At 60.2% G+C, this 23,606-nt stretch carries 23 protein-coding genes; 9 read left to right on the top strand and 14 right to left on the bottom strand.

Annotated elements, in window-relative coordinates:
- Positions 1–57: 57 nt before the first annotated feature.
- Both FIV38_RS27240 and FIV38_RS27235 read right to left on the bottom strand, forming a co-directional pair.
- A complete protein-coding gene (locus FIV38_RS27240) occupies positions 58–1,302 on the bottom strand; it encodes a saccharopine dehydrogenase family protein (protein WP_092235667.1) in 1,245 nt (414 codons plus the stop codon).
- A gap of 29 nt (positions 1,303–1,331) precedes the next feature.
- The gene (locus FIV38_RS27235) at positions 1,332–2,429 is read right to left on the bottom strand and encodes a carboxynorspermidine decarboxylase (RefSeq protein WP_092235670.1); all 1,098 of its coding nucleotides are present in this window, start codon (positions 2,427–2,429) and stop codon (positions 1,332–1,334) included.
- Positions 2,430–2,832: 403 nt separating this feature from the next.
- Here FIV38_RS27235 and FIV38_RS27230 point away from each other — a divergent pair, with 403 nt between their 5' ends.
- The gene (locus FIV38_RS27230) at positions 2,833–3,618 is read left to right on the top strand and encodes a M12 family metallopeptidase (protein WP_139273570.1); all 786 of its coding nucleotides are present in this window, start codon (positions 2,833–2,835) and stop codon (positions 3,616–3,618) included.
- A gap of 95 nt (positions 3,619–3,713) precedes the next feature.
- On the top strand, positions 3,714–6,002 hold the full coding sequence (gene metE, locus FIV38_RS27225; protein WP_092235679.1) for a 5-methyltetrahydropteroyltriglutamate--homocysteine S-methyltransferase: 2,289 nt from the start codon (positions 3,714–3,716) through the stop codon (positions 6,000–6,002).
- Between the two features lie 495 nt (positions 6,003–6,497).
- Here metE and FIV38_RS27215 read toward each other — a convergent pair whose 3' ends face one another.
- A complete protein-coding gene (locus tag FIV38_RS27215; protein WP_029292929.1) occupies positions 6,498–7,661 on the bottom strand; it encodes an acetyltransferase domain-containing protein in 1,164 nt (387 codons plus the stop codon).
- 135 nt (positions 7,662–7,796) lie between these two features.
- Between FIV38_RS27215 and FIV38_RS27210 the strand changes: the two genes are divergently transcribed.
- The gene (locus FIV38_RS27210; protein WP_092235683.1) at positions 7,797–8,342 is read left to right on the top strand and encodes a DUF924 family protein; all 546 of its coding nucleotides are present in this window, start codon (positions 7,797–7,799) and stop codon (positions 8,340–8,342) included.
- Between the two features lie 124 nt (positions 8,343–8,466).
- On the top strand, positions 8,467–9,084 hold the full coding sequence (yfcF, locus tag FIV38_RS27205) for a glutathione transferase (RefSeq protein ID WP_186352432.1): 618 nt from the start codon (positions 8,467–8,469) through the stop codon (positions 9,082–9,084).
- Here the strand turns inward: yfcF and FIV38_RS27200 are convergent.
- Genes FIV38_RS27200 through FIV38_RS27190 form a run of 3 tightly spaced genes read right to left on the bottom strand, consistent with a single transcriptional unit; the run spans position 9,059 to position 10,885 of the window.
- On the bottom strand, positions 9,059–9,334 hold the full coding sequence (locus FIV38_RS27200; protein WP_070996374.1) for a hypothetical protein: 276 nt from the start codon (positions 9,332–9,334) through the stop codon (positions 9,059–9,061). The genes yfcF and FIV38_RS27200 overlap by 26 nt on opposite strands.
- Before the next feature lie 58 nt (positions 9,335–9,392).
- A complete protein-coding gene (locus FIV38_RS27195) occupies positions 9,393–10,142 on the bottom strand; it encodes a creatininase family protein (RefSeq protein ID WP_029292922.1) in 750 nt (249 codons plus the stop codon).
- Positions 10,143–10,186: 44 nt separating this feature from the next.
- Positions 10,187–10,885, bottom strand: a complete 699-nt coding sequence (locus FIV38_RS27190) for a murein L,D-transpeptidase catalytic domain family protein (RefSeq protein WP_029292921.1) — start codon at positions 10,883–10,885, stop codon at positions 10,187–10,189.
- A gap of 37 nt (positions 10,886–10,922) precedes the next feature.
- On the opposite strand from FIV38_RS27190, the gene FIV38_RS27185 reads away from it, so the two are divergent.
- Positions 10,923–12,488 (top strand): L,D-transpeptidase family protein, encoded by a 1,566-nt coding sequence (locus tag FIV38_RS27185; protein ID WP_092235689.1) that lies wholly within the window; start codon positions 10,923–10,925, stop codon positions 12,486–12,488.
- A gap of 147 nt (positions 12,489–12,635) precedes the next feature.
- Positions 12,636–13,019: a hypothetical protein gene (locus FIV38_RS27180; protein WP_092235692.1), complete on the top strand. Its 384-nt coding sequence runs from the start codon at positions 12,636–12,638 to the stop codon at positions 13,017–13,019.
- Between the two features lie 46 nt (positions 13,020–13,065).
- Here FIV38_RS27180 and FIV38_RS27175 read toward each other — a convergent pair whose 3' ends face one another.
- The 4 genes from FIV38_RS27175 to FIV38_RS27160 form a co-directional block, all read right to left on the bottom strand.
- Positions 13,066–14,184 carry an acyl-CoA dehydrogenase family protein gene (locus tag FIV38_RS27175; protein WP_092235695.1) on the bottom strand — a complete coding sequence of 373 codons (1,119 nt, stop codon included), beginning with the start codon at positions 14,182–14,184 and terminating at the stop codon, positions 13,066–13,068.
- 21 nt (positions 14,185–14,205) lie between these two features.
- A complete protein-coding gene (locus tag FIV38_RS27170) occupies positions 14,206–14,994 on the bottom strand; it encodes a GNAT family N-acetyltransferase (RefSeq protein ID WP_092235698.1) in 789 nt (262 codons plus the stop codon).
- Positions 14,995–15,215: 221 nt separating this feature from the next.
- Positions 15,216–16,382 (bottom strand): PAS domain-containing sensor histidine kinase, encoded by a 1,167-nt coding sequence (locus FIV38_RS27165; RefSeq protein WP_092235700.1) that lies wholly within the window; start codon positions 16,380–16,382, stop codon positions 15,216–15,218.
- Positions 16,372–17,187, bottom strand: a complete 816-nt coding sequence (locus FIV38_RS27160) for an alpha/beta fold hydrolase (protein WP_092235702.1) — start codon at positions 17,185–17,187, stop codon at positions 16,372–16,374. The genes FIV38_RS27165 and FIV38_RS27160 overlap by 11 nt, the downstream gene beginning before the upstream one ends.
- A 131-nt stretch (positions 17,188–17,318) precedes the next feature.
- On the opposite strand from FIV38_RS27160, the gene FIV38_RS27155 reads away from it, so the two are divergent.
- Positions 17,319–18,524 carry a TPM domain-containing protein gene (locus FIV38_RS27155; RefSeq protein ID WP_092235705.1) on the top strand — a complete coding sequence of 402 codons (1,206 nt, stop codon included), beginning with the start codon at positions 17,319–17,321 and terminating at the stop codon, positions 18,522–18,524.
- Between the two features lie 14 nt (positions 18,525–18,538).
- On the opposite strand, the gene FIV38_RS27150 is transcribed toward FIV38_RS27155, so the two are convergent.
- Positions 18,539–19,030 (bottom strand): GNAT family N-acetyltransferase, encoded by a 492-nt coding sequence (locus tag FIV38_RS27150; RefSeq protein WP_092235708.1) that lies wholly within the window; start codon positions 19,028–19,030, stop codon positions 18,539–18,541.
- Positions 19,031–19,402: 372 nt separating this feature from the next.
- Complete coding sequence (locus FIV38_RS27145) at positions 19,403–20,005, bottom strand: LuxR C-terminal-related transcriptional regulator (RefSeq protein ID WP_029292902.1); 603 nt, start codon at positions 20,003–20,005, stop codon at positions 19,403–19,405.
- Positions 20,006–20,118: 113 nt separating this feature from the next.
- On the opposite strand from FIV38_RS27145, the gene FIV38_RS27140 reads away from it, so the two are divergent.
- Positions 20,119–21,732, top strand: a complete 1,614-nt coding sequence (locus FIV38_RS27140) for an ATP-binding response regulator (protein ID WP_070996380.1) — start codon at positions 20,119–20,121, stop codon at positions 21,730–21,732.
- Here the strand turns inward: FIV38_RS27140 and FIV38_RS27135 are convergent.
- The gene (locus tag FIV38_RS27135; RefSeq protein ID WP_029292897.1) at positions 21,722–22,057 is read right to left on the bottom strand and encodes a hypothetical protein; all 336 of its coding nucleotides are present in this window, start codon (positions 22,055–22,057) and stop codon (positions 21,722–21,724) included. The genes FIV38_RS27140 and FIV38_RS27135 overlap by 11 nt on opposite strands.
- 192 nt (positions 22,058–22,249) lie before the next feature.
- Here FIV38_RS27135 and FIV38_RS27130 point away from each other — a divergent pair, with 192 nt between their 5' ends.
- On the top strand, positions 22,250–22,720 hold the full coding sequence (locus FIV38_RS27130; protein WP_092235711.1) for a GNAT family N-acetyltransferase: 471 nt from the start codon (positions 22,250–22,252) through the stop codon (positions 22,718–22,720).
- Here FIV38_RS27130 and FIV38_RS27125 read toward each other — a convergent pair.
- Positions 22,701–23,195 carry an HIT family protein gene (locus tag FIV38_RS27125; protein ID WP_029292893.1) on the bottom strand — a complete coding sequence of 165 codons (495 nt, stop codon included), beginning with the start codon at positions 23,193–23,195 and terminating at the stop codon, positions 22,701–22,703. The two genes, FIV38_RS27130 and FIV38_RS27125, sit on opposite strands and share 20 nt — an antisense overlap.
- Between the last annotated feature and the right edge of the window lie 411 nt (positions 23,196–23,606).

The raw sequence follows: 23,606 nt of genomic DNA, 5'->3' as shown, positions 1-23,606 counted from the left end.
CGGCAGGCCGAGATCACTCCCACAGGATGTGGGAGTGATCTTGGGAACAAGACGCTATCAGGCGATAGCATCCCAGGCGCGGTCGCCTTTCTCGTCCTTGATACGGGTCGGCAGGCCCATCACGTCCAGCGCCTTGAGGAACGGCTCGGCTGGCAGTTCTTCGACGTTGGCCATGCGTTGCACGTCCCACTCGCCACGGGCTACCAGCAGCGCTGCGGCTACAGGCGGTACGCCGGCGGTGTAGGAGATGCCCTGGCTGTCGGTTTCGGCATAGGCTTCTTCGTGGCAGGCCACGTTATAGATGAACAGCTCGCGCGGCTGGCCATCCTTGGTGCCCTTGACCAGGTCGCCAATGCAGGTCTTGCCGGTGTAGCCCGGTGCCAGGGAAGACGGATCAGGCAGCACGGCCTTGACCAGTTTCAATGGCACCACTTCCAGGCCTTCGGCGGTGGTGACCGGCTTCTCGGAGAGCAGGCCGAGGTTTTTCAGCACGGTGAACACATTGATGTAGTGTTCGCCGAAGCTCATCCAGAACCGCACGTTGGGCACGTCGAGGTTTTTCGACAACGAGTGCACTTCATCGTGGCCGGTCAGGTACAGGTTCTGCGAACCGACTACCGGCAGGTCGTCGGTACGTTTGACTTCGAACATGGTGTTGCTGGTCCACTGGCTGTTCTGCCAGCTCCACACCTGTCCGGTGAATTCGCGGAAGTTGATTTCCGGGTCGAAATTGGTGGCGAAATATTTGCCGTGGCTGCCGGCATTGACGTCGAGAATATCGATCGAATCAATGCGGTCAAAATGCTGTTGTTGTGCCAGCGCCGCATAGGCGTTGACCACACCTGGGTCAAAACCCACGCCGAGGATCGCAGTGATGTTCTTCTGCTTGCATTCCTCCAGGTGGTTCCACTCGTAGTTGCCGTACCACGGCGGGGTCTCGCAGACCTTGCCCGGCTCTTCGTGGATGGCGGTGTCCAGGTAAGCCACGCCGGTATCGATGCAGGCACGCAGTACCGACATGTTGAGGAAGGCGGAGCCGACGTTGATGACGATCTGCGATTGGGTTTCGCGGATCAGTGCCTTGGTCGCTTCCACGTCCAAAGCGTTCAGCGCAAAGGCCTGGATCTGGGCGGGTACCTTGAGGCTACCCTTGGCCCTGACGCTGTCGATGATGGCCTGGCATTTGGAGATGTTGCGCGACGCGATAGCAATCCGACCGAGTTCGTCGTTGTGCTGCGCGCACTTGTGGGCCACCACCTTGGCGACACCTCCTGCACCAATGATAAGAACGTTCTTTTTCAATTGCTTTATCTCTCCTTTATCTGTCCGCTTTACGAAAGGCTGGACAGGTAGTCGTCGTAACCAAATTCACGAACCACTTCGACTGTACCGTCGAGTTGTTTCACTACGATGGACGGCATTTTCAGGCCGTTGAACCAGTTTTTCTTGACCATGGTGTAGCCTGCCGTGTCGATGAACGACAGTCGATCGCCGATGGCCAGCGGCTGATCAAATTGGTATTCGCCGAAGATGTCCCCGGCCAGGCACGACTTGCCGCACACCATGTACGTGTGCTCGCCGGTGCTTGGCGCCAGCTTGGCGTTGAGGCGATAGATCAGCAGGTCCAGCAAGTGGGCTTCGATGGAGCTGTCGACCACGGCGAGGTTTTTGCCGTTGTAGAGGGTGTCGAGTACGGTGACTTCCAGGGAAGCGCTGTTGGTGATCGCCGCTTCGCCGGGTTCCAGGTACACCTGCACGTCGTACTTCTGCGAGAACGCCTTGAGGCGTTGGCAGAATGCATCGATTGCATAGCCTTCACCGGTAAAGTGGATGCCACCGCCGAGGCTGACCCAGTTGACCTTGTGCAGCAGCGCGCCGAAGCGTTCTTCGATGGTGCCCAGCATCTTGTCGAACAGTTCGAAGTCACCGTTCTCACAGTTGTTGTGGAACATGAAGCCCGAGATCTGCTCGATCACGCCTTCGATCTTCACCGGGTCCCACTCGCCCAGGCGGCTGAAGGGGCGCGCCGGGTCGGCCAGCAGGTAGTCGGAGCTGCTCACTTGCGGGTTGACACGCAGGCCACGGGTCTTGCCCTCGCTGCGCTCGGAAAAACGCTGCAGTTGGCTGATGGAGTTGAAGATGATCTTGTCGCAGTTGGCGAGCATCTCCTCGATCTCATCGTCGGCCCAGGCCACGCTATAGGCGTGGGCTTCACCTTCGAACTTCTGGCGACCGAGCTTGAGCTCGTACAGCGACGAGGACGTGGTGCCGTCCATGTATTCCTGCATCAGATCGAACACCGACCAGGTGGCAAAGCACTTGAGTGCCAGCAGCGCCTTGGCGCCGGACTGCTCGCGCACGTAGGCGATCTTCTGCATGTTGGTCAGAAGTTTCTGTTTGTCGATGAGGTAATACGGGGTTTTGATCATTTTTCAGAGCCTGTGGCGGAGCCTGCCAAAAAAGGACAGGCATTGTGCCCGCACTTCGTCAGGATCGAAAGGTTAGTCAGCGGAATTTGCAGGTTGAAGCCATTGATACGCCAGCCCCGTGGCCCTTTTGTAGGCGCCGGCTTGCCGGCGATGGCGGCCGGCAGAGCACGTTGGTGGTGGGCCATCTGCCCTGGTGTCTGCAACCTTCGGCCGCTGCCCGTCCGGCGGGCAGGGGAGAGGCAGTGGTTTGGTTGCCAGATGCATGTTTGATCATGAGCGCCACTCGCGATGTTCACCCGAAAACCTCGGCAACAACACCGCTGGAACCTGCAGCGCAGTCAACTCCACTCCTTAACACCTACACCGGTTAACAGAAAATGTATCTGCTCAAGGAGTCGTTACTGTGACAATTAATCCGAATGCTCATTCAAGTGCTTTTCTACCGTGCTACACACCCAACGATAGCCCCGATACAACGGGCAACATGGATGCATCCGCACTTTCCAGAAACAAACGTGGGGTTTCCACTAAAAGTGCGTTATGGCCGCAACAGTCAATAATAAGAATTTCCATGACGGGCATGACCAAAGAGCAAGAAGAATTTACAAAGACCCACATCAACAAATGGGCTCCTCATGTCAATTTGAGTTTTGAGTTCACCAGTGATCCCGACGCAGATATCAGGATTGCCGCAGATAATGGGATTGACGGCGGCAGTTCATACATAGGCACCCGGGCGCTGCGGGCACCGGCCGAAAAACCGACAATGGTTATTGGCTTCAAGGGCGGGCTCAATGATTTCAACGCCGGTACGGTGCTGCATGAGTTCGGTCATGCTTTGGGTCTGCAACATGAACACCAACACAAAAACCGTGATTTAGATATTAATTGGTCGGAAATTAACAAGGCCTATGTAGATAAAGGAGGGGCGGAGGAAGTAAAACGGAATTTTGAGATATTGGATTCAGATGTTATTTCGTCTGATTATGATCGTAAGTCCGTCATGCATTATGGCTTCTCTTCATCTTGGCTCAACGATGGAAACGCCATCCAGGACAACAACGTGCTATCCGAAGGCGACATCAAATTTGCCCGCTCGCTCTATCCACCCGTGGTCGAGAAAAAGCCGACCTCATCCAATTGGTGGGACTTTCGTTTCGCGCACCCGACAACGGCACCTCGATCATGAGCAAAATTCTTGATCATCTGCAATAAAACGAGTTTGTCTCATGATGCCGCGCTACCGACAATAGCTCCCATACCCACACATTGGAGTTTTTTGTCATGGCAGTCGCTCATTCCCTTGGATTTCCGCGCATTGGACGCGATCGTGAACTGAAAAAAGCGCAGGAAGCGTTTTGGAAGGGCGAACTGGACGAAGCCGGCCTGCGCGCTGTAGGCCGTGAGTTGCGCAAGAGCCACTGGGACCTGCAGAAACAGGCCGGCATCGAGTTGTTGCCCGCCGGCGATTTTGCCTGGTACGACCAGGTGCTGACGCACTCACTGATGTTCGGGGTGATTCCCGAGCGTTTTCGCCCGGCCGACGGCCATGCCACCTTGCACACCCTGTTTGCCATGGCCCGTGGTGTCAGCGACAGTTGCTGCGGCGGGGCCCACGCCCAGGAAATGACCAAGTGGTTCGATACCAACTACCACTACCTGGTGCCCGAATTCAGCGCTGACCAGCAGTTCCATCTGGGCTGGGATCAACTGTTCGACGAAGTCAAAGAAGCCCGCGACCTGGGGCACACCGTCAAGCCGGTAGTGATCGGGCCGCTGACTTACCTGTGGCTGGGCAAGGCCAAGGGCGCGGACTTCGATAAGCTCGATCTGCTCGACCGCTTGCTGCCGCTGTACGGCCAGATCTTCCAGCGCCTGGCGGACCTGGGCGTGGAGTGGGTGCAGATTGATGAGCCGATCCTGGTGCTCGATTTGCCCCAGGACTGGAAAAATGCGTTTGAACGCGCCTACAACCTGATCCAGCGTGACCCCCTGAAGAAACTGGTGGCCACTTACTTTGGCGGCCTGGAAGAAAACCTCGGCCTGGCGGCCAACTTGCCGGTCGATGGCCTGCACATTGACCTGGTGCGTGCACCTGAACAGTACCCGACGATTCTCGATCGCCTGCCGGCTTATAAGGTGCTGTCCCTAGGCGTAGTCAACGGGCGTAATGTCTGGCGCTGCGACCTGGAAAATGCCCTGGCCACCTTGCGGCATGCCCATGAACGCCTGGGTGACCGCTTGTGGGTCGCGCCTTCCTGCTCGTTGCTGCATAGCCCGGTTGACCTGGGGCGTGAAGACAAGCTCGACGCCGAGCTGAAGAGCTGGCTGGCCTTCGCCGTGCAGAAGTGCGCAGAAGTGGCCGTGCTGGCCCAGGCTATCAACCAGCCAGAAGCCGCGAACGTCGTGGCGGCCTTGGCCCAAAGCCGTGCCGTGCAGGCAGCGCGTGCGGCTTCGCCACGGATCCACAAACCGGCTGTACAAGCGCGTGTTGCGGCCATCACCGCCCAAGACAGCCAACGCCAGTCGCTGTTTGCCCAGCGTATCGCCAAGCAGCGCGCCGGCCTCGACCTGCCGTTGTTTCCGACCACCACCATTGGTTCGTTCCCGCAGACCGCGTCGATCCGCCTGGCGCGCCAGTCGTTCAAGGCCGGCAAGTTGAGCGAGGCTGAATATGTCGAAGCGATGCACAGCGAGATCAAACACGCCGTTGAAGTGCAGGAAAACCTCGGCCTGGACGTGCTGGTGCACGGTGAGGCCGAACGTAACGACATGGTGGAATATTTTGCCGAGCAACTGGATGGCTATGTGTTCACCCGCTTTGGCTGGGTGCAGAGCTACGGTTCGCGCTGTGTGAAACCGGCGGTGATCTTCGGCGACCTGAGCCGTCCGAAAGCCATGACGGTGGAGTGGATCCGCTACGCCCAAGGCCTGACCGACAAGGTGATGAAAGGCATGCTGACTGGCCCTGTGACCATGCTGATGTGGTCATTCCCGCGGGAGGACGTGAGCCGCGAAGTGCAGGCCCGGCAACTGGCGTTGGCGATTCGTGACGAAGTGCTGGACCTGGAAGCGGCGGGTATCAAGATCGTTCAGATTGATGAAGCGGCGTTCCGCGAAGGCTTGCCCCTGCGCCGGGCGCAGTGGCAACACTACCTGGACTGGGCGACCGAAGTCTTCCGCCTGTGCGCCTCTGGAGTGCGGGATGAAACCCAGATCCACACCCATATGTGCTACAGCGAATTCAACGACGTGATCGAGTCCATCGCGGCGATGGATGCCGATGTGATTACCATCGAGACTTCGCGTTCGGATATGGAATTGTTGGACGCGTTCGAAGCCTTCGCTTACCCGAATGACATTGGCCCGGGCGTCTACGACATCCACTCGCCACGGGTACCGGACGCCTCGGAAATGGCCAACCTGCTGCGCAAGGCTGCCCAGCGCATCCCGGCCGAACGACTGTGGGTCAACCCCGACTGCGGCCTGAAGACCCGCGCCTGGCCAGAGACGGAGGCGGCGCTGATTCATATGGTCGCCGCTGCACGGCAACTGCGCGCCGAACTGGCATAGCAGCAGCTAACCCCAAGCCCTCTGTGGGAGCGGGCTTGCCCGCGAAAGCGGTGGTTCAGTCACCCTCGTTGGTGGCAGTTGCACCGCCATCGCAGGCAAGCCAGCTCCCACCTTTGTGTTGCAGCGTATGCAAAATTCTCTGCCGTCCCGAGATCCCCTGTGGGAGCGGCGGTGCGACGATTCGACTTGCCCGCGAAAGCGGTGGTTCAGTCACTCTGATTGGTGGCAGTTGCACCGCCATCGCAGGCAAGCCAGCTCCCACCTTTGTTCTGCAGCGTATGCAAAACTCCCTGCCGTCCCGAGATCCCCTGTGGGAGCGGGCTTGCCCGCGAAAGCGGTGGTTCAGTCACCCTCGTTGGTGGCAGTTGCACCGCCATCGCAGGCAAGCCAGCTCCCACATTTGATGGTGGTGTGGCACAAAACTCTATGCCCAACAAAGCCCCCCTGTGGGAGCGGGCTTGCCCGCGAAAGCGGTAGTTCAGTCACCATCTTTGGTCACAGGTACTTGAGCCACGCAATATCCCGCCGCCGGGCTTTGAGCCTGGCAAACCAGCGCACTGGCAGGTACAACGCCAGGGGCAGCAGCAACGCCACCAGCCACACCGATGCCACGTTGTCGAAGCCAAAATGCGTCCCCTGGTTCAGGCCAAACAAGGCCACGCCCATCACATACAGCACTTTCAACACATACAAATGCAGCAGATAAAAGAACATCGGTGCCGCGCCGAACACTGCCAGGGTGCCGATCCAGCGACGTTGCCCGGCGCGTTCGAAGCCCAGCAGCAACAACAGCCCCACACCCAATGTCAGCGCGAGGAACAGCAGTGAAGGTGGGTATTTGGTGATGTTGAAGAAACTCATCAGCGTCTGCACCTGGCTGTCGTACATCTGCCATGGCGCCTCACCATAGCCATTGATCAGGCGCAACACCCCAAAGCCTACCAGCGCGCCAACGCCGGCCAGTAACAGATAACGCTGACGTCGCGCCGCCGCCATCGAGCCGCAAAACCACGGGCCGATGCCATAACCCAGGGCAATCACCCCGATCCACGGCAGCACCGGGTACGTCGTGCGCAAGCGCAGCGTGTCGCTCACTTCGATCCAGCTACGTTCATGCAAGATCGCCCAGGGAATGTGCAATGCCGAACCCACTGCGAAATGCACGCCGTCGAGCAAGTTATGCCCGCCAATGATCACCAGTGCCAGGCCGATCAGCATCGGGCGTGGCAACCACACCAGTACGGCGAGGGCGATCATGCTCACGCCGATGGCCCAGATCACCTGCATATAGATGACGCTGGGAGGCAGTTGGAAGGTCCAGGCGAAGTTCACCAGAGTAAATTCCAGCACCACCAGAAACAGCCCGCGCTTGAACAAAAACGCCGAGACGTCACCGCGGCCCTGGTATTTTTCGCCGTACAGAAACGCTGACAGGCCCGTGAGCAACACAAATACCGGCGCGCACAAGTGGGCCAGGGTACGGCTGATAAACAACGCCGGCTCCGTAGTGTCGATGTTCATCGGGTCGCTGACTTGCCGGTGCAGCAGAAACGTTTCGCGCACGTGATCAAGCAACATGAACAGGATCACCAGGCCGCGCAGGGCGTCGATGGAAAGCAGGCGTTGGCGTGAGTTGGCAGCGGGAACAGCGTCAGTCATGGTGCAAGGTCGCCGGTGGGAAGGAAAAAGGTCGGTTATCTTATAACATTGGAGGCCGTCGTGGCGTTCTGAGTCGGAATCGCCCCCTGCAAATGCTAGGGTAGGGCATAGACCTTGACGACCCTGGAGTCATTTATGAGCGCCCTGATTGATTTCAAAGCTGTCGTGCAATTCTGGATGGCGGCGGGCCCGGCACGCTGGTTCAAGAAAGATGCACAGTTCGATGCCGAGTTCGGCGCACGCTTCCATGAGGCCCATTTCCAGGCAGCCAGGGGTGAACTGGAGCACTGGATGAACGAACCCGAAGGCGCGCTGGCGTTGCTGATCCTGCTCGATCAATACCCGCGCAATACCTTCCGGGGCACCGCCCATATGTTTGCCACCGATCCACTGGCCAGGGTGTACGCCGCACGTATGATCGACGAGGGGATGGACCGGCTGATCGACCCGGCATTGCGCGCGTTCTGCTACTTGCCCTTCGAGCATTCAGAACAACCCGATGACCAGCAGCGTTCCCTGGCATTGAACAAACAACTCGATGCCAATACCTACCACTGGGCCAAGGAACATGCCGACATCATCGAGCGATTCGGCCGGTTCCCCCATCGCAATGCAGCGTTGGGTCGGGTGACGACTGAGGAAGAGGAGGCGTTTCTTCAGGGCGGTGGGTTTTCCGGATAGGGTGTAGGAACCGGTCGTATTCCGCCGAGGAATGCCCCCATAAAAAAGCTGCATTGTATTTGTCGCCGCACATCTCGTAGCGTGGCTGTCCACCCAAGGAGATGCCGCCGTGACGAACCTGCCGATGCGCTTGTATGTCGATGCCCAGTTCACTAGCCCGTATGCGATGTCGGTGTTTGTGACCCTGCAGGAAAAAGGCTTGCCGTTCGAGGTGCACACCCTCGACCTTGATGCGCTGGAGCAGCAGGCCCCGGCGTTTGCCGGGTTGTCTGTGACCCAGCGCGTGCCGACCCTGGAGCAGGGCGGGTTTGCCTTGTCCGAATCGTCGGCAATTACCGAGTACCTGGACGAGGTGTTCCCCCAGGTGCCGGTTTACCCCACGGAGCCACGTCAACGCGCGCGGGCGCGGCAGATCCAGGCGTGGTTGCGCAGTGACTTGCTGCCGATCCGCCAGGAGCGCTCCACGCTGGTGGTGTTTTGCGGGATCAAGTACGGCCCGTTATCCACCCAGGCCCAGGTGGCGGCTGACAAGCTGATTGCGGCTGCGCAGCACTGGCTGGCCGCCGGGGATGACTATCTGTTTGGCCAATGGTCGATTGCCGATGTGGACCTGGCCGTGATGCTCAACCGGCTGATCCTCAACGGCGATCCAGTGCCCGCGCCGTTGGTGGCGTACGCCCAGCGTCAGTGGCAGCGCCCTTCGGTGCAGGCGTGGGTCAATCAGGCACGCCCGGCGCTGTAGTGCCCAGCGGCCATTCCTGCGCGACGCGGCGGTCGAGGTCTTCCCAGTCTTCCATGCCCAGCACCCGGGTGGTGTTCAAACCGCGCAGATAACCGCGCAGCTGCTGGGCGGCGGCGCAGGCCTGAAGGGTATCGACAGCGGGGGCCTGGAGGACGGTTTCGTACTCCACCAAATAGTCGGCAACGCGCTCGCGAAACTCCGGCAGGACAGCGTTGCGGATGCGATCAAAAGTCTTCTGATGGGGCTTCATGGACAGGTCCTTCTTATAGATTTTGTTGTATGTACGCCGGCTTCTACAGGGGATGGCGTCAGTCAGGCATGGCTTCGCCGCTGAAGGCATGCACCGCCGCTACCAAGCCCTTGGCAGCCAGGGCCACCAGTTCACCGCCTTTTTCTGGTGTTGCCAGAGCCGGGTCGGAACCCATGCGCCCATCCGGGTGGCGGGCGCGAAAGTCCTGGGCCTCGCGGATCGGGCCGGCGGGGGCAATCCGGGGCGAGTAGTCTGCCGTCTTGATCGAGTCCGGGTAGGCCCACTGGGTAATCGCGATTTCCGAAGGGGTGGCATGGGTGCCATGTCCGGTCGGGAACTGCGCGCGTGCCAGTTCGCCAACGCCTTCCAAGTCCCACCAGTTGCACAGTTTCAAGGCGAAGCCGGCGGGGCGGCGGGCGAAGCTGGCCTCGGCGTACAGCTCGGAAAAGGCGGCTTCGATGGTGGCGATATTGCCGCCATGGCCATTGAGAAACAGGATTTTCTCAAAGCCATGGGCCGCCAGGGAGCGGGTCCAGTCGCCAATGGCGGCGATAAACGTCGACGGCCGCAGGGAGATGGTGCCGGGGAACCCGAGGTGATGCTGGGCCATGCCGATATTGAATGTCGGGCCGATCAGAATATCGGCGTCTTTTTGTGCTTGATGGGCAATGATTTCCGGGCACATCCAATCGGTGCCCAGCAGGCCCGTGGGGCCATGTTGTTCGTTGGAACCAATGGGGATCACCACGGTGCGGCTGCGGTCGAGAAATTGGCCAATCTCGATCCACGTTGACTGGTGCAAAAGCATTTCAGGTCCTCTCTCTGGTCAGGCTCGGCCTTCCAGATACTACCTCAACCGGCGCTGGCGATCTGGCGCGGTTTGCAATTGAGGTAGGCCGAGGACTTGAGCCAGCGTTGGTCGGGGTACCAGGAGAACATGAACTGCCCATCCTTGAGCTTGTCCACCACCTGGCGCGCCACTTGCGGGCGCACGGCGGGGCAGCCCTGGCTGCGGCCGATGCGGCCTTCACGCTTGCTCCACAACGGGCTGACATAGTCGGCGGCATGGATCACGATGGCGCGGTCGCGGGCCAGGTCATTGAAGCCCGGCTCCAGGCCGTCCATGCGCAGCGAGTAGCCGTGGGCGCCTTGGTAGCTTTCCTGGGTGCGGAACAGGCCAAGGCTGGATTGATGGCTGCCTTCACTGTTGGAGAATTGGGTGGCGAAGTTTTCCCCGGATTTTTGCCCGTGGGCCACCAGGTCGCGCAGTACCAGCTTTTTTTGGCGCAGATCGAAAATCCACAGGCGACGGGCGGTCGAAGGTTGCGAATAGTCGATCACTGCCAGGCGTTCGGAGCGTTCCTGGCCATTATTGACGGCACACTGCATGGCGCTGAGGGCGCTTTTGAGGACTGCGGGATTGAGTTCTGGAGCCGAGCGCGCCAGGCTGCTATACAAGGTATGAGGTTTGGCATTCTCTGCGAAGGCACCCGTACAAAACGCGGCCAGGGCGGCGGCGATCAGGCCGAGTCGGCAGTCAATATTCAGCATTTATCGAGCATCTCCGCCGTAGATTGGAGCTAAGCCATTGTTCAAAAAAACTGCATGTTACTTGAGCCTTTGCTTGCTCGTAGCACCATTGGTCGCCACGGCCGATGAAGCGCTGCTCGAGCCGTCAAACCCAGTACAGCTGGCACTTGGGCAGTTGTCGAGCGTCTGCCCCGGTTTAGCCACTCAGTTGGATACGCCAGCCGAGCTGCGGCTACAGGCTTTTTACCAGCAACAAGGCAATACGCCCCTCTGGAGGGTGGATGGTCGCCGGCAGGCGTTGCAGGAGCAGTTGCTGTTGCTGGCCGACGACGGCCTTGACCCGGCGCATTATCGGCTGCCCGACGCGACAAGCACTGGCAATGTGCTGTGTACCGAATTCGAAACCACCCAGCACTATCTGCAAGCCCTGCATGACTTGCATTACGGCCGTTTGCAGCAGGCCCATTACGAGCCGCTGTGGCATTCCCAGCCGCCGAGCGAGGACCCAGCCCTTGCCGTGCTGGCACTGGCCAGCGCCGGGCTTGCCGACATGCCCGCGGCGTTTGACCAGGCCAGGCCCAGCGCCCAGTTGTACCGCAGCCTGCGCGCAGCCTACGCCACCCAGCGCCTGCAACCCTTGGCGCAATGGGGCGTGATTGCAGACGGCCCGTTGTTGCGCCCTGGCCGGGACGACCCACGGGTGCCGGCGTTGGCCACACGTCTGGTCAGTGGCGGCTACCTGGCGAGCGTGCCCAAGGGCAATCAATACACCAATGAGTTGGTCGAGGGAGTGAAGCGCTTCCAGGCCAGCCATTCGCTGCAAGCCGATGGGGTGATCGGCCCGGGGACGGTGGCCGAGCTCAACGTCAGCCCGGCGGTGCGGCGCGAGCAACTGCGGGTCAATCTCGAACGCTTCCGCTGGTTGGCCCAGGACCTGGAGCCAGACGGCATTCTGGTCAACGTCGCGGCTGCGCAGTTGAGCGTCTACCAAGGCGGCGTCCCCGTGTGGCAGACGCGCTTGCAGGTGGGCCGCGCCGAACGGCAAACGCCGCTGCTTAAATCGCGCATCACGCGGTTGACCCTCAACCCTACCTGGACGATCCCGCCGACCATCATGCGCGAGGACAAGCTGCCAGCCATTCGCCTGAACCCGGAGTACTTGCGCCAGCAGAACCTCAAGGTGCTCGACAGTGAAGGTCGCGCACTCTCGCCCGAAGAAGTGGACTGGTCGCACCCCGGCAATATCCTCCTGCGCCAGGACGCCGGCCCGCGTAACCCGCTGGGCAAGATTGTCATGCGGTTCCCCAACCCGTTCTCCGTGTACCTGCACGATACGCCCAGCCAGCCGTTGTTCAGCAAGGGGCCACGGGCCTTCAGCTCAGGGTGTGTGCGGGTGGAGCAGCCGATGTTGCTGCGTGATTTGCTGGTGAACCCGGCGGAAAAGGCGCGTACCGAGGAGTTGCTGGCCACCGGGGTGACCCATGAGTTCCGCCTGGCCACGCCGGTGCCCGTATTGCTGGGCTACTGGACAGTGCAAGTGGATAGCCAGGGTGCGTTGCTGTACGCGCCGGATATCTATAGCCGCGATGGGGTGTTGTTGAAGGCGCTGGGCGCGGTCCTGTAGGCGCTCCCACCTAAAAGCCGCCGGGTATCTGCGCAATATGAGACCCGGTTGGCATCCTTGAGAAAATAACCATCAGGTATTTCTCAATTGCTCAAGAAACTGACCAGGCCTGCCGACGTGATGGGTACATACCCAGGAGCGTTCACTATGAGCAGTCAAGGTTTGGCAGTTGGTATCAGCCTGTTTTTCGCGCTCGTCAGCGGCAGTGGCCAAGCAGCAACCACCGTGGCCCAAGGTGTCATCCAGTTTCATGGCAGCATCGTCGAGGCAACGTGCAGTACGGGCGGGGGAGTTGGCTCGACATTGGCATTGAGTGGCTGCCCGATGTTTGCACCGGGAGGTGATATCAGCGCCCATATCGTCGAACCGGTTCGCACGGTCAGCGCTGTGGACCACTCGCCAGTGAAGGTCAAGCTGGTGACTGAAACCACAGGCGATGGCCGTTACTTCGATCGGCAATACCGCTTGAACGATGCGGCGGGCAAACCGTTGCGCTCAGGGGCCTACCTGGTGACGGTGAGTTACCCATAAGACCAGTCGAGGGCTGGCCGCAGGCCCGGCTCTGGCAGGCGGCTCCTTAGCTCAGTTGTTCACACAGGAACGCGGTGCTGGCAAGCCTGGAGGTCGGGTGGAATGCCAGCAAGCGCGTGGCAACCAGCAGGTACGCGATCTCCTCTGAAGACATGAAAGCCATTCCTCCCAGGATTTCGAAAGCATGCGTGCTAATGCGGTTCACGGCCTCCTGTATGGCAAACCGGGTTGCCTGTGCGTGCGCCAAATCACGGCGCAAGAATCGATTGTCGTCAATCGACGCCGCCAGACCGCGCAAGGCCATGGTGGCGCCCTGCAGGTCGATGAGCAGCATCGCCCGATTCTCCTGCGACCCTTTGTTACCAGCCAATGCACGTGATGCCAGCGCCGATGCCATTCCCAGGTAGGACGCGCTGACCAGCAGTTGAAACCAGATGGCGAACCAATGGTTGCCCGTTCCTTGTTGAGCATCATCGAGTTGATCATCGATGGTGGCGCTGAAACACATCATGGCTTCGGGAACCATCAAGTTATTGAAAATAACTTCATGGCTGTCTGCCGCCTGCAAATGCGGTACAGCCCAGAAGTTCTTGCGCTCAATGCTTGGATCATCGGCAAATCCCACACCGATGCCGATTTGGGCGCGGCCTTCAGGATCAAGGCAACTGACGCCAAACGTTATGACGTCGAAGTGATGGGTCATCGTGCACGGTTTCTTGCTTCCGTTGACAAGGTAGCCGCCGAGGGTTTTTTCGACGGTCATTGTTGATTCCAAGATAGGCGCATTCGTGCGTCCTTCGGCAAACCCGGAGGCAACTAATAAGTTGTCGCGTGCAATCAAGCCCAACAACCCCTGAATATCAGGAAAGAACTGCCTGGCGGCCATCATTCCGGCAACGGTGTGGTGATGCATGGTCATCATGATTGCCAGGGACGGGCAATGCGCGCCGACCCACGTATGCAGTTTCGCGACGCTTGATGCGCTGGCACCTGCGCCACCCAGTTCTTTGGCAATGGTAAGTGCGGGGTGGCCGAATGTTCGAAACATGTTGGCCAGTTGCTGAGGGTTGCCACGTTCCAGATCAAGAAGTGAGGCAGTTTCAAGAGCGGCTGCCATCTCCGGCATCCACTCGAAGGCAGTGTTTCTTTCTTCGTGTAAAAACATATCGGTTGGTTTCTTTAAGGTTTAGGAGGGGGTTGTTGGGTTATCTGCTTTTAAGTAATGGCGCGCATAACGGCCGTCCAACTTCGATAGCGGCAACAACATGAAGAAATCAGCTGTATTGAAGTCCGGATCCCGGGCCGGCTCACCACCTACCCAAGCACCGCAGCGCAAATAGCCTTTTAGCAGCGGCGGCATCTGTGGAACATGTCCGGTTGCAGGGACATGCACGGGAAATGGGTTGTAAGGCGTCACCCGATAGTCGGTTGGGGCAAAACTTTGTGCAGTGAACGCCTGATACAGCGCCGCAGCATTGTGGCCGCCATCCGCCAGGCTCACGCTGGCGCACCCCACCAGATAATCGCAGTGTTCACGCTGCATATACATGGCCAAACCCTTCCACAACAGCATGATGACGCTGCCGCTACGGTAATCCGGGTGGACGCAGGCATGTCCCGCTTCGGCAATGCGCGGTCGTAAATGATTTAGACGACTCAGGTCAAATTCCTGTTCGCAATAGTATCGTCCCATGCGTTGCGCGACTGTCGGGCTCATCAAACGATAGGCGCCCACTACACACGATGTCTGGGCGTCGCGCACAATCAAGTGGTCACAATAGTCATCAAATTCATCGATGTTAAGTTCGTGGCAGCTGACCCGTTCGGAAAGCTGGAAAGTCTCAGTGAAAACTCTATGGCGTAGACGTTGTACCTCACGTATTTCTTGCGGTGTGCCGGCAAGACTTACGGTCAACTTGGCATGGATTTTATTTGCACTGGGGTTGCTGTCACTGGATGTTGTTATTGATCGCATGTGACTTCCGTTTTAGATTTATTTAACCGCTGCCTGATAGCGGTAAAAAAATACTAATATGCCCCGTTGATCGGCGGCATAAGGAAAGTCCGAAGTGTTTGGGAGATATGCGCTGTTAATAAGGCGGGGCACACAGGCGGATTTTGAAATTCACAGCAAAGCGTATTGTTTCAATACGCAGCGGCAGTTGAAGCGAATTCAGTGGGTGGCTATTCGAAGCGTCAATGCTGCGCCTGGAAGCAAGCCGTAAACATCGTGCCACTCCCCACCTGGGAACTGACGACGACATCCCCGCCATGGGCCTTGGCAATTTCCCGCACGATAAACAGCCCCAGCCCGACACTGCGCACATCGGTGTGCTGATCGGTGCCTCGGGTCATGGGCTCAAACAGCACGCTCATCAACGCATCGGCAATCACCGGCCCATGGTTATGCACCGAGAGGCTGGCCCCGTCGTCGCCCAGGCGTGAGGTTATGGTGATGGGGTGTTGCAGGTCGCCGTAGGCCACGCTATTGGCCACCAGGTTGCCGATGATTTGCTGCAGGCGGTCGCCATCCAGGCAAGTATCGGCAGGGCCCACGGTGTGATGCACCAGGGTGGCGCGGGGAAAGGCCACCCGCAGCTCGTCCACGGCGCGCCGGGTTACGTCATGCAGGTCCAGCGCAGCGGGGGTGACAGCGATGCCCACGCCGACCCGTGCCTGGGTGAAGTCCAGCAGGTCGGCGATCATCCGTTGGGCGCGCTCCGATGACTGACCGATATGGCCAATCAATTGGGTTTCCTTGGCGGTGCGCTCACCACGGGCGAGGAAATCGGAGGCCATCTTGATCGCGGTCAGCGGGTTTTTCAGGTCGTGACTGACGATGGCGACCATTTGTTCGGCAAACAGCGCCCGGCGCTTTGCCTTGATATAGGCCTCGTTGAGTTCGGCTTGGGCTTGCTGGAGCGCGGTCTCGGCGGCGGTTTTTTCCAGCAGCAGGGCTTCGGCCAACTTGCGTGCGTTGAGCAGCTCGCGTTCGTACTTGTCGCGGTCGGTGGTGCCGAACAGTGCCAGTTCGTGCCGCACGCCGTCGGGGTGGTCGCGCTTGATGGCATTGAGCAGGACGGTCACGGTGTGGCCGTCACGATGGCGCAGGTCGAGCTTGACCTCGGTGACACGGCCCTGTACCTGCATCAACGGGGCAAGATGGGTCTGATGAAAAATGCGCCCGCCCATGGTCAGCAGGTCCTGGAAACGTCGCCCGTGCAGTTCGTCCGCCGTCATGCCCACCCAGTCACTGAAACACTGGTTTACCCGCAGGAGCGTGCCGTCTTCGGCGCTGACGGCCAGCGCACAGGCCGCGCCGTCGAACAGCGCCAGGGGATCGGGCAATGTGTCACTGGTCATGGGCAGCGGTCCATGGCATCAGGAAGCTATCCATCGCGGCCGCGCAGGCCGCTGCCGCGCTCATATGCGGGCAATGGCCCACATTGTCGATCAGGCAATAGCGGCTGTGGGGCAGCACACGGTGCAGGTACTCGCCCACGCAGACCGGGGCGATCAGGTCATCGGTCGATTGCAGGATCAGTGTGGGGGTGGTGAGGCCACCGATATCGGCGCGGTTATCCGACAAGAACGTCACCCGCGCAAACTGCTTGGCGATCTCGGGCTCGGTGCGGCAGAAGCTGTTGGTCAGTTCTTCACTGAGGGCCGGTTGCCCTGGCGCGCCCATGATCACCGGAGCCATGGTGCTGGACCAACCCAGGTAGTTGCTGTCGAGGGTGTCGAGCAGCGACTGGATATCTTCGGGCTTGAACCCACCCACGTAGTCGTCGGCATCGATATAGCTGGGGGAAGGGCCAATCATCACATGGGCGGCGATGCGCCCCGGGGCGGCTCGGTCGGCGAGGGTGCCGATCATGGCGCTGACCGAATGGCCTACGAGGATCACCGGGCCGCTGGCGAACCCATCGATGATCTCATTCAGGTCCGCGGCGTACCCATCCAGGGTGGCGTATTTTGCCTTGTCGTAGGCCGCCGGGTCAGACAGGCCGGCCCCTACCAGGTCATACAGCACCACGCGAAAGCGTTCGACGAAATGGGGCAGCAGGTAATTCCACATGGCCTGGTTACAGCCAAAACCATGGGAAAACACCAGTGTCGAGGAACCATTGCCCACTACGTTGACGTTGTTGCGATGTCGAAGGTCCATGGGCGCGCTCGTAGTGGCGTGTTGCTATGAAGTTTTGCCGTCAGTTTAGAGAGTCATCCGCATGGGGTCACTAGGTATAGCGTTGATAGGGTAAAGTCGGCGCTTTCAGGACGAAACGTCAGGTATCCAGTATGGCGCGGTTTTTACGGCAATCGGCCTTGGGCCTGCTGGTCATGGTGTTGGCTGCGCTGGCTTTGGCGCAAACGGCGCCGCCGCCATGGGCGAGCGTGGCGCTGAACCAGCGGGTGATCGACCTGACCCACACCCTGGACAGCTCGACCCAGCAGCGCCTGACCGACCAGCTTGCGGAGCTCGAACAGCGCAAGGGCGCGCAGATCGCCGTGATGTTGCTGCCGACTACGGCGGACGCCGACCTTGAAACGTTCACCACCGAGCTGTTCCGCGCCTGGAAACTGGGGCGCAAGGGCATCGACGACGGTATTTTGCTGCTGGTGATCAAAGACGACCGCAAGGTGCGGATCGAAGTCGGATATGGCCTGGAAGGGCTGGTCACGGACCTGTTGAGCCACCGGATTATCGAGGAACAAATGACCCCGGCGTTTCGCCAGGGCGATTACGCCGCCGGTGTGCAACACGCCGTGGATGCCCTGAGCGTGTTGGTCGAGGGCGGCGACCTGCCCGCAGTGGACGAGACCCGGGAGACGGTGGATGAGGCCGCAGTCTTGCTGGCCCTGATCCTCGGCGCCGTCGGCGGGGTGTTGCTGGCCTCGGGCAAGCTGCATTGGCGACGCGGCCTGATCGGCGTCCTGGCAGTGACCGTGCTGCTGACGGCGCTGGCCGCGATCAATGGCAAGTCCTGGCCTATCTATGTCGTGGCGCTGCCGTTTTGCATGTCGATCAGCGCGGCCATATTCGGCGCGTTGTGGCAGGCCAAGGTGGTGTTTTATTGCGTACTGGCGCTGATGGCCTACAGCATCGGCCTGGGACTGGTGGATCACTACCTGACCGAAGTGTCCTTTATGAACTGGCTGGGCTGGCCGATGGCTGGGCTGGTGGTGCTGGGCCTGTACTTGATCCTGTTCGCGGTGATGAAGGCCGCCTGGAAAAACAGCCGGGCGGGGTTTTGCCTACAGTCGGTGGTGGTGCTGGGGGTGTATGGCGCGGCCGGGTATCTGCTGGAGATGGGGCTTGATGGCTGGTTGTTCGCCTTGCCCATCAGTTCGTTTGCGGCGCTGTTCATCTATGGCCAGGGGACGGGCGGGTCGAGCGGCGGTTCCAGCGACCGCTCAAGTTCCAGTTCCAGCTCAAGTTCCGGTGGTGGGTTTTCCGGTGGCGGCGGCTCCAGCGGTGGCGGCGGGGCTTCGGGGAGTTGGTGAAGCCCGTTGCGGTTTCAGAGCGTCATCACCATTTCATGCCAAGCCATCCCACCGTGATCTGACGCCGAGGGCTGCACATACTGGTAGCCCATGCGTGTGTACAGCGGCACATGCTGTTCCTTGCACATCAGGTGGATGGTCTGCTTGCCCATCCCGCGCATGCGCTGCACAAAGGCCGTCATCAATTGCGTGGCGTAGCCCTTGCCCTGGTGCGCAGGGTCCACCACTACCGACATGATCACAACATTTGGCGCATCTGCCGCGTGCCCTACCAATTCCTTGAAGGCTTCATCCGACATCACCACGTCATGGGCGCAACCGCCGTTGATAAAGCCCACCACCTGACCGTCCACTTCCAGGATCAGGAAACCTTGCGGGTACAGGGCGATGCGCGTGGTGATCTTCTCCAGGGTCGCGGCTTCGTCACCTTCGTAGGCGCTGATTTCGATCTCATAGCAGCGAGCGGCATCTGCCGGGGTGGCGTTGCGTAGGGTGAGGGCGGGCATGGCGGTTCCTGGGCGGTTGAGCGAGGGGCAGCATGATAGCGGGGTAGGGCCGCTGACGAAAATCCCACAAACAAAACCCACCCCTGTAGGAGCCGGCTTGCCGGCGATGGGCATAGACCTCTACACAATTTTCAGAACTCACGAAGTACCCCGTGGCGAGAGGGCTTGTCGGAACGCCGCATCGCCCGCGTTGGGCTGCGAAGCAGCCCAGTAAGCCGAATGCGGTGTATCAGATACTCCGTAGTGGCTGGTTCTGGGGCTGCTTCGCAGCCCAACGCGGGCGATGCGGCGTTCCGACAAGCCCGCTCGCCACAACAGCCTTATCTGCTTGGATTTTGTAGATACCTATGCCCATCGCCGGCAAGCCGGCTCCTACAAGGGCGAGGTGTATTTGACGGCTGCCGCTGCCCGCGATGGCACGTTAAGGCTTCTCAGCAACCCGGACACATGGATGCGCACGGTAAACGGCGAAATATCCAGGGCCTTGGCGATTTCCTTGTTGGTCTTGCCTTGAGCGATCAGCCGCAACACTTCCTGCTGGCGTGCAGTCAGGGTGTTGGTGTCCAGGGGCAACAGCCCCGAAGGTGCGAACTTGACCAGCACCTCGCCCTGGCGGATGGCGAGCAGGGCTTGGCCGATCTCTTCGGGGGCGATGTTCTTCCCGATAAAGCCATCGGCCCCCATCGCCATCACCTGTTCGATCAACAGCGGGTCATCGACCATCGACACCACGATCAATGTGGTGCGCCGCAGTTGCTGGCGCAGTTCGCCCAACTGGCTGATGCAGGTCAGGCCGGGGAAGCGCAGGTCGAGGATCAGCGTGTCGACGTCGCTGCCGCTCTTGAGCATGTGCAGCACCGTGTCCAGGTCGCCGGCCTGTTCTACACAGGCCTCGGGCAGCAGGCGTTGCACCGTGCGCAGCATGCCTTCGCGAAACATTGGATGATCGTCGGCGATGATGATGCGGCATGTCATGGGGTGCTCCTCCCTGGGGCCAGGTCGTCCTGTGGCGTGGTACTTTAACACTCTGCTCGGCGTCTGCCTGCCGGGCGCGCCGATATGACGATGACCGTACAAGGACGTTGCCCATGAAGTTCGTGAAAGACGCCGAACTGGATCAAGCCAACCTGCGTATTGTGGTAGCCGCCTGCGCCATGGTGTACATCGGCCTGCTGGGTTTTTTGCCGGGGCAATCGGTGGCGCATTATGTGCCGGTGATGATCTATATCGGCCTGTTCCTGCTGGCCTCGATTGTGCTGCGTCAGGTGATCGCGCGCTGGCCCGGGCATTACCCGGCGCGGCGGATTTTCGGGATGATCCACGACTACACCGGCACCTCGTTCGGCCTGGTGATCGGCGGTGAGGCGGCGTTGCCGCTGTATGCGGTGATGGTCTGGGTCAACCTTGGCAACGGCATGCGCTATGGCTCGCGCTACCTGGCGATTGCCACGGGCCTGGCGTTGCTGGCGCTGCTGATCGTGTATTGGCTGACACCGTTGTGGCAGGCGCAACCCTTTATGGTGCTGATGCTGATGATCACCAGTACGGTGATCCCGGTCTACGCCCACCTGCTGCTGGAGCGCACGCGCAAGGCGTCCGAAGAAGCCATCGCCGCCAACCTGGAAAAGTCGCGCTTCCTGGCCCAGGCCAGCCATGATTTGCGCCAACCCATTCACTCCATCGGCCTGTTCACCGCGTGCCTGCGTGAAGCACGGCTGGGCGATGAAGAACGGCGGCTGGTGGATAATATCGACCGTTCGCTGCTTAACGTCTCGCAATTGTTCCGCTCCATTCTCGATCTCTACACCCTGGACAACGGCCGCTTGCTCCCCAAGTACCAGGTTGTTCACCTGGGCGAGTGGCTGGCCGAGTTGCTACGCCAGAACGCCGAAGCCGCCCGTTGGGCCGGGGTAGAACTGCGCCTGCGTCCTTGCGCCCATTGGGTGCGGGTTGATCCGGCATTGTTGGCCACCATGGTGCAGAACGTGCTCTCCAACTGCTTCAAGTACGGCGGCCAGCGCCCGGTGCTGGTCGGCGTGCGCCGGCGCGGCGGGGGGCTGATGGTGGAGATTCACGACCAGGGGCGGGGGATTGCGCAGGAGCATCTGCCCCGGGTGTTCGAGGAGTTCTACCGCGTCCGCCACCTGCGCGACAAAGACGTTGAAGGCGTCGGCCTGGGTTTGTCCATCGTCAAGCGCCTGGGGCTGTTGATGGACATGGACGTAGGGCTGCGCTCACGGGTGGGCCGTGGCACCTCGGTCAGCCTGCGCGGCCTGCCCCTGGCGACCGCGCCCCAGCAACCCGTGGTGCGCGACGATGCACGCCAGGCGGGGCTGCTGACCGGTTTGAAAGTGTGCCTGGTGGAAGATGACCATAACGTGCTGCTGGCCACCCAGGCATTGCTGGAACGGTGGGGCTGCGAGGTGCAGGCGGAGTCGAGCGGGCATAACCTGGTCAGCGATTGCGACATCATCGTCGCCGACTATGACCTGGGCAACCACGCCACCGGTATCGAGTGCATCGACCAGCTGCGCGCACAGCGCGGCGTGGCGGTGCCGGCGCTGATTCTGACCGGGCATGATGTGGAGAGGATCCAGGCAGCCCTGCACGACCGGCAAATCGCCATTTTGTCCAAGCCAGTGCGCCCCGCTGAACTACGGGGCACCCTGCGCGAGCTCAGCCAGGGGCCGGTTACTGGTTAAACGGCGTCAACCCGTTACCCCGGGCGCCCTTGGGTTGGCAGTAGGCAGCCGGTTTCATCATGCCGAAGCTGGCCACGGCAAACATCCCGCCGCTGGCACCGCTGGGCACCGAGCAGTTGTAGTCACCGGAAGCGGTGCTGGCGATGTAATAGGTGGTCATGGAGTCACTGCGTACATTGGAAACACGCTTGACCGGCTCACCCAGATTGGTTTCCGAGAGCGTCTTGAGATGGTCTTCGGTGGGTTTGATATTGCTGCAACCGGCAACGCCGATCAGCAGGGCGCCCAGCAGGGCAAGGCGGGTAACAGGGGAGTGGAGTTTCATGGCGCTTCTTCCTTGGGGTTGTTTTGGTTTTTTACACGCACAACGATCCCTTGCACGGCGAGTTCGACGTGCTGGCGGGGAGCATTGGGGTGCCGGCGAATATAGCGCCGGGCGCCTGCGGGGTCGATTAGCACAAGTGTGCTAATGGCACCTTGAGGTCACGGTAAACAGGGTTAATTCAGGGAGATTCGAATGCTACAAATCAGACGCGCCACCGACGACGACGGCCCCATCGCCTTCGAGATCCGCCTGCAAGCGATCCGCAGCCAATGCATCGGTGCCTACACCGCCGAGCAGATGCTGACCTGGACCCGTGGCGCGGCCGAGGACGGCTATACCGCGCTGATGGCCAAGCCGTTCTACCTGGGGTGCGTCGAGGGTGAGCCGGTCGCCACCGGCATGCTCGACCCGGACCATCGGGAAGTCGGTGCGCTGTTTGTACTGCCCGGTTTTATCGGACGCGGGATTGGCGGGCAGATGCTGGAGCACCTGGAGCAAGTGGCGTTGGCGTTGGGGATTGAGGAGGTGGTGCTGGATGCGACGCTAAATGCCGCTGATTTCTACCGCCGCCGTGGTTATGAAGGCAGCGAGCAGTCCATCTATCATTCGCCTACGGGGCTGGACCTGGCGTGTATCCCGATGGTCAAGCGCCTGTCTGTTTGAACGCCGCACGCAGGCGTTCGATCACGGTCGGCACCGAAAGCCCGGCAGTGGCGGGGGGCGTCGGGTTCTCACCGAATTCGCGCCAGATAAACAGCGTGAGTTCGGCCCCATCCGTCAACGCCTGCGTGTTGCTGCCGGCGCCAAAATCTTGCAGTACCCGGTAGCGCTCATCCTGCCAGAACAGCGTTTCGACCCAGTCATAGACCGGGATCAAATGAAAGTGCAACGGGAAACCGGGCATATGCCCAAAGCGGCTGATGTACAGCCACTTGGGCTGGAGCTGTACTTCCATCACCCGCTGGATTTTCGCCAGTAGGCCCCCCATTTCCGCCAGGGCCGCTTCCGGCAGGTCAGCCAGTGAGTTGATCGGCATCTTGGCCCCCAGCATCAAATAACCGGGCAGGGCCGAGGCCAAGTGATGATTGAGCAGCCAGTGTTCGGTTTCGTGGAGGACATGGGACGGAGCAATGCGCATGGTCAGGCACCTGGTGGGTCGCGCCGGCAGGATACCAAAGGCAACTCCCTGTATCCCAGGAATGGGCGCGATCTGTGTCTTTCGACGGGCAGGTCTTGTGGGTACCGTCATGCCCTTTGCTCTAGCGCTGAGGCGCAGCTGCCCTGCCATTGTTGATAGGTGGTATGGCCACAATTCCCAGCTTCGCTGATATCCCCTGTGGGAGCGGCGGTGCGACGATTCGACTTGCTCGCGAAAGCGGTGGTTCAGTCACTTCTTGGCTGACAGGTGTACCGCTATCGCAGCATAGGTATCTACACAACTTTCAGAAACTGACGAACTCTCCTGTGGCGAGCGGGCTTGCCCCGCGCTGGGCTGCGAAGCAGCCCCAAAACCAGCCGCTGCGGTGTATCTGGTACAACGCATTCGGCT

Source organism: Pseudomonas proteolytica (assembly GCF_007858275.1).
Taxonomy (GTDB): domain Bacteria; phylum Pseudomonadota; class Gammaproteobacteria; order Pseudomonadales; family Pseudomonadaceae; genus Aquipseudomonas; species Aquipseudomonas proteolytica.
The sequence above is the reverse complement of the archived record's forward strand: the minus strand, read 5'-3'. Positions and strand labels throughout refer to the sequence as shown.

Coding starts and splice junctions, on each gene's coding strand:
- FIV38_RS27150 (WP_092235708.1), bottom strand. CDS start 19,030: ATGCCCGCCCTCACCCTACGCAACGCCACCCCGGCAGATGCCGCTCGC.
- yfcF (WP_186352432.1), top strand. CDS start 8,467: ATGCGCTTGTATGTCGATGCCCAGTTCACTAGCCCGTATGCGATGTCG.
- FIV38_RS27170 (WP_092235698.1), bottom strand. CDS start 14,994: ATGCGATCAATAACAACATCCAGTGACAGCAACCCCAGTGCAAATAAA.
- FIV38_RS27135 (WP_029292897.1), bottom strand. CDS start 22,057: ATGAAACTCCACTCCCCTGTTACCCGCCTTGCCCTGCTGGGCGCCCTG.
- FIV38_RS27130 (WP_092235711.1), top strand. CDS start 22,250: ATGCTACAAATCAGACGCGCCACCGACGACGACGGCCCCATCGCCTTC.
- FIV38_RS27125 (WP_029292893.1), bottom strand. CDS start 23,195: ATGCGCATTGCTCCGTCCCATGTCCTCCACGAAACCGAACACTGGCTG.
- metE (WP_092235679.1), top strand. CDS start 3,714: ATGGCAGTCGCTCATTCCCTTGGATTTCCGCGCATTGGACGCGATCGT.
- FIV38_RS27210 (WP_092235683.1), top strand. CDS start 7,797: ATGAGCGCCCTGATTGATTTCAAAGCTGTCGTGCAATTCTGGATGGCG.
- FIV38_RS27140 (WP_070996380.1), top strand. CDS start 20,119: ATGAAGTTCGTGAAAGACGCCGAACTGGATCAAGCCAACCTGCGTATT.
- FIV38_RS27180 (WP_092235692.1), top strand. CDS start 12,636: ATGAGCAGTCAAGGTTTGGCAGTTGGTATCAGCCTGTTTTTCGCGCTC.
- FIV38_RS27160 (WP_092235702.1), bottom strand. CDS start 17,187: ATGGACCTTCGACATCGCAACAACGTCAACGTAGTGGGCAATGGTTCC.
- FIV38_RS27200 (WP_070996374.1), bottom strand. CDS start 9,334: ATGAAGCCCCATCAGAAGACTTTTGATCGCATCCGCAACGCTGTCCTG.
- FIV38_RS27235 (WP_092235670.1), bottom strand. CDS start 2,429: ATGATCAAAACCCCGTATTACCTCATCGACAAACAGAAACTTCTGACC.
- FIV38_RS27175 (WP_092235695.1), bottom strand. CDS start 14,184: ATGTTTTTACACGAAGAAAGAAACACTGCCTTCGAGTGGATGCCGGAG.
- FIV38_RS27165 (WP_092235700.1), bottom strand. CDS start 16,382: ATGACCAGTGACACATTGCCCGATCCCCTGGCGCTGTTCGACGGCGCG.
- FIV38_RS27155 (WP_092235705.1), top strand. CDS start 17,319: ATGGCGCGGTTTTTACGGCAATCGGCCTTGGGCCTGCTGGTCATGGTG.
- FIV38_RS27215 (WP_029292929.1), bottom strand. CDS start 7,661: ATGACTGACGCTGTTCCCGCTGCCAACTCACGCCAACGCCTGCTTTCC.
- FIV38_RS27195 (WP_029292922.1), bottom strand. CDS start 10,142: ATGCTTTTGCACCAGTCAACGTGGATCGAGATTGGCCAATTTCTCGAC.
- FIV38_RS27190 (WP_029292921.1), bottom strand. CDS start 10,885: ATGCTGAATATTGACTGCCGACTCGGCCTGATCGCCGCCGCCCTGGCC.
- FIV38_RS27145 (WP_029292902.1), bottom strand. CDS start 20,005: ATGACATGCCGCATCATCATCGCCGACGATCATCCAATGTTTCGCGAA.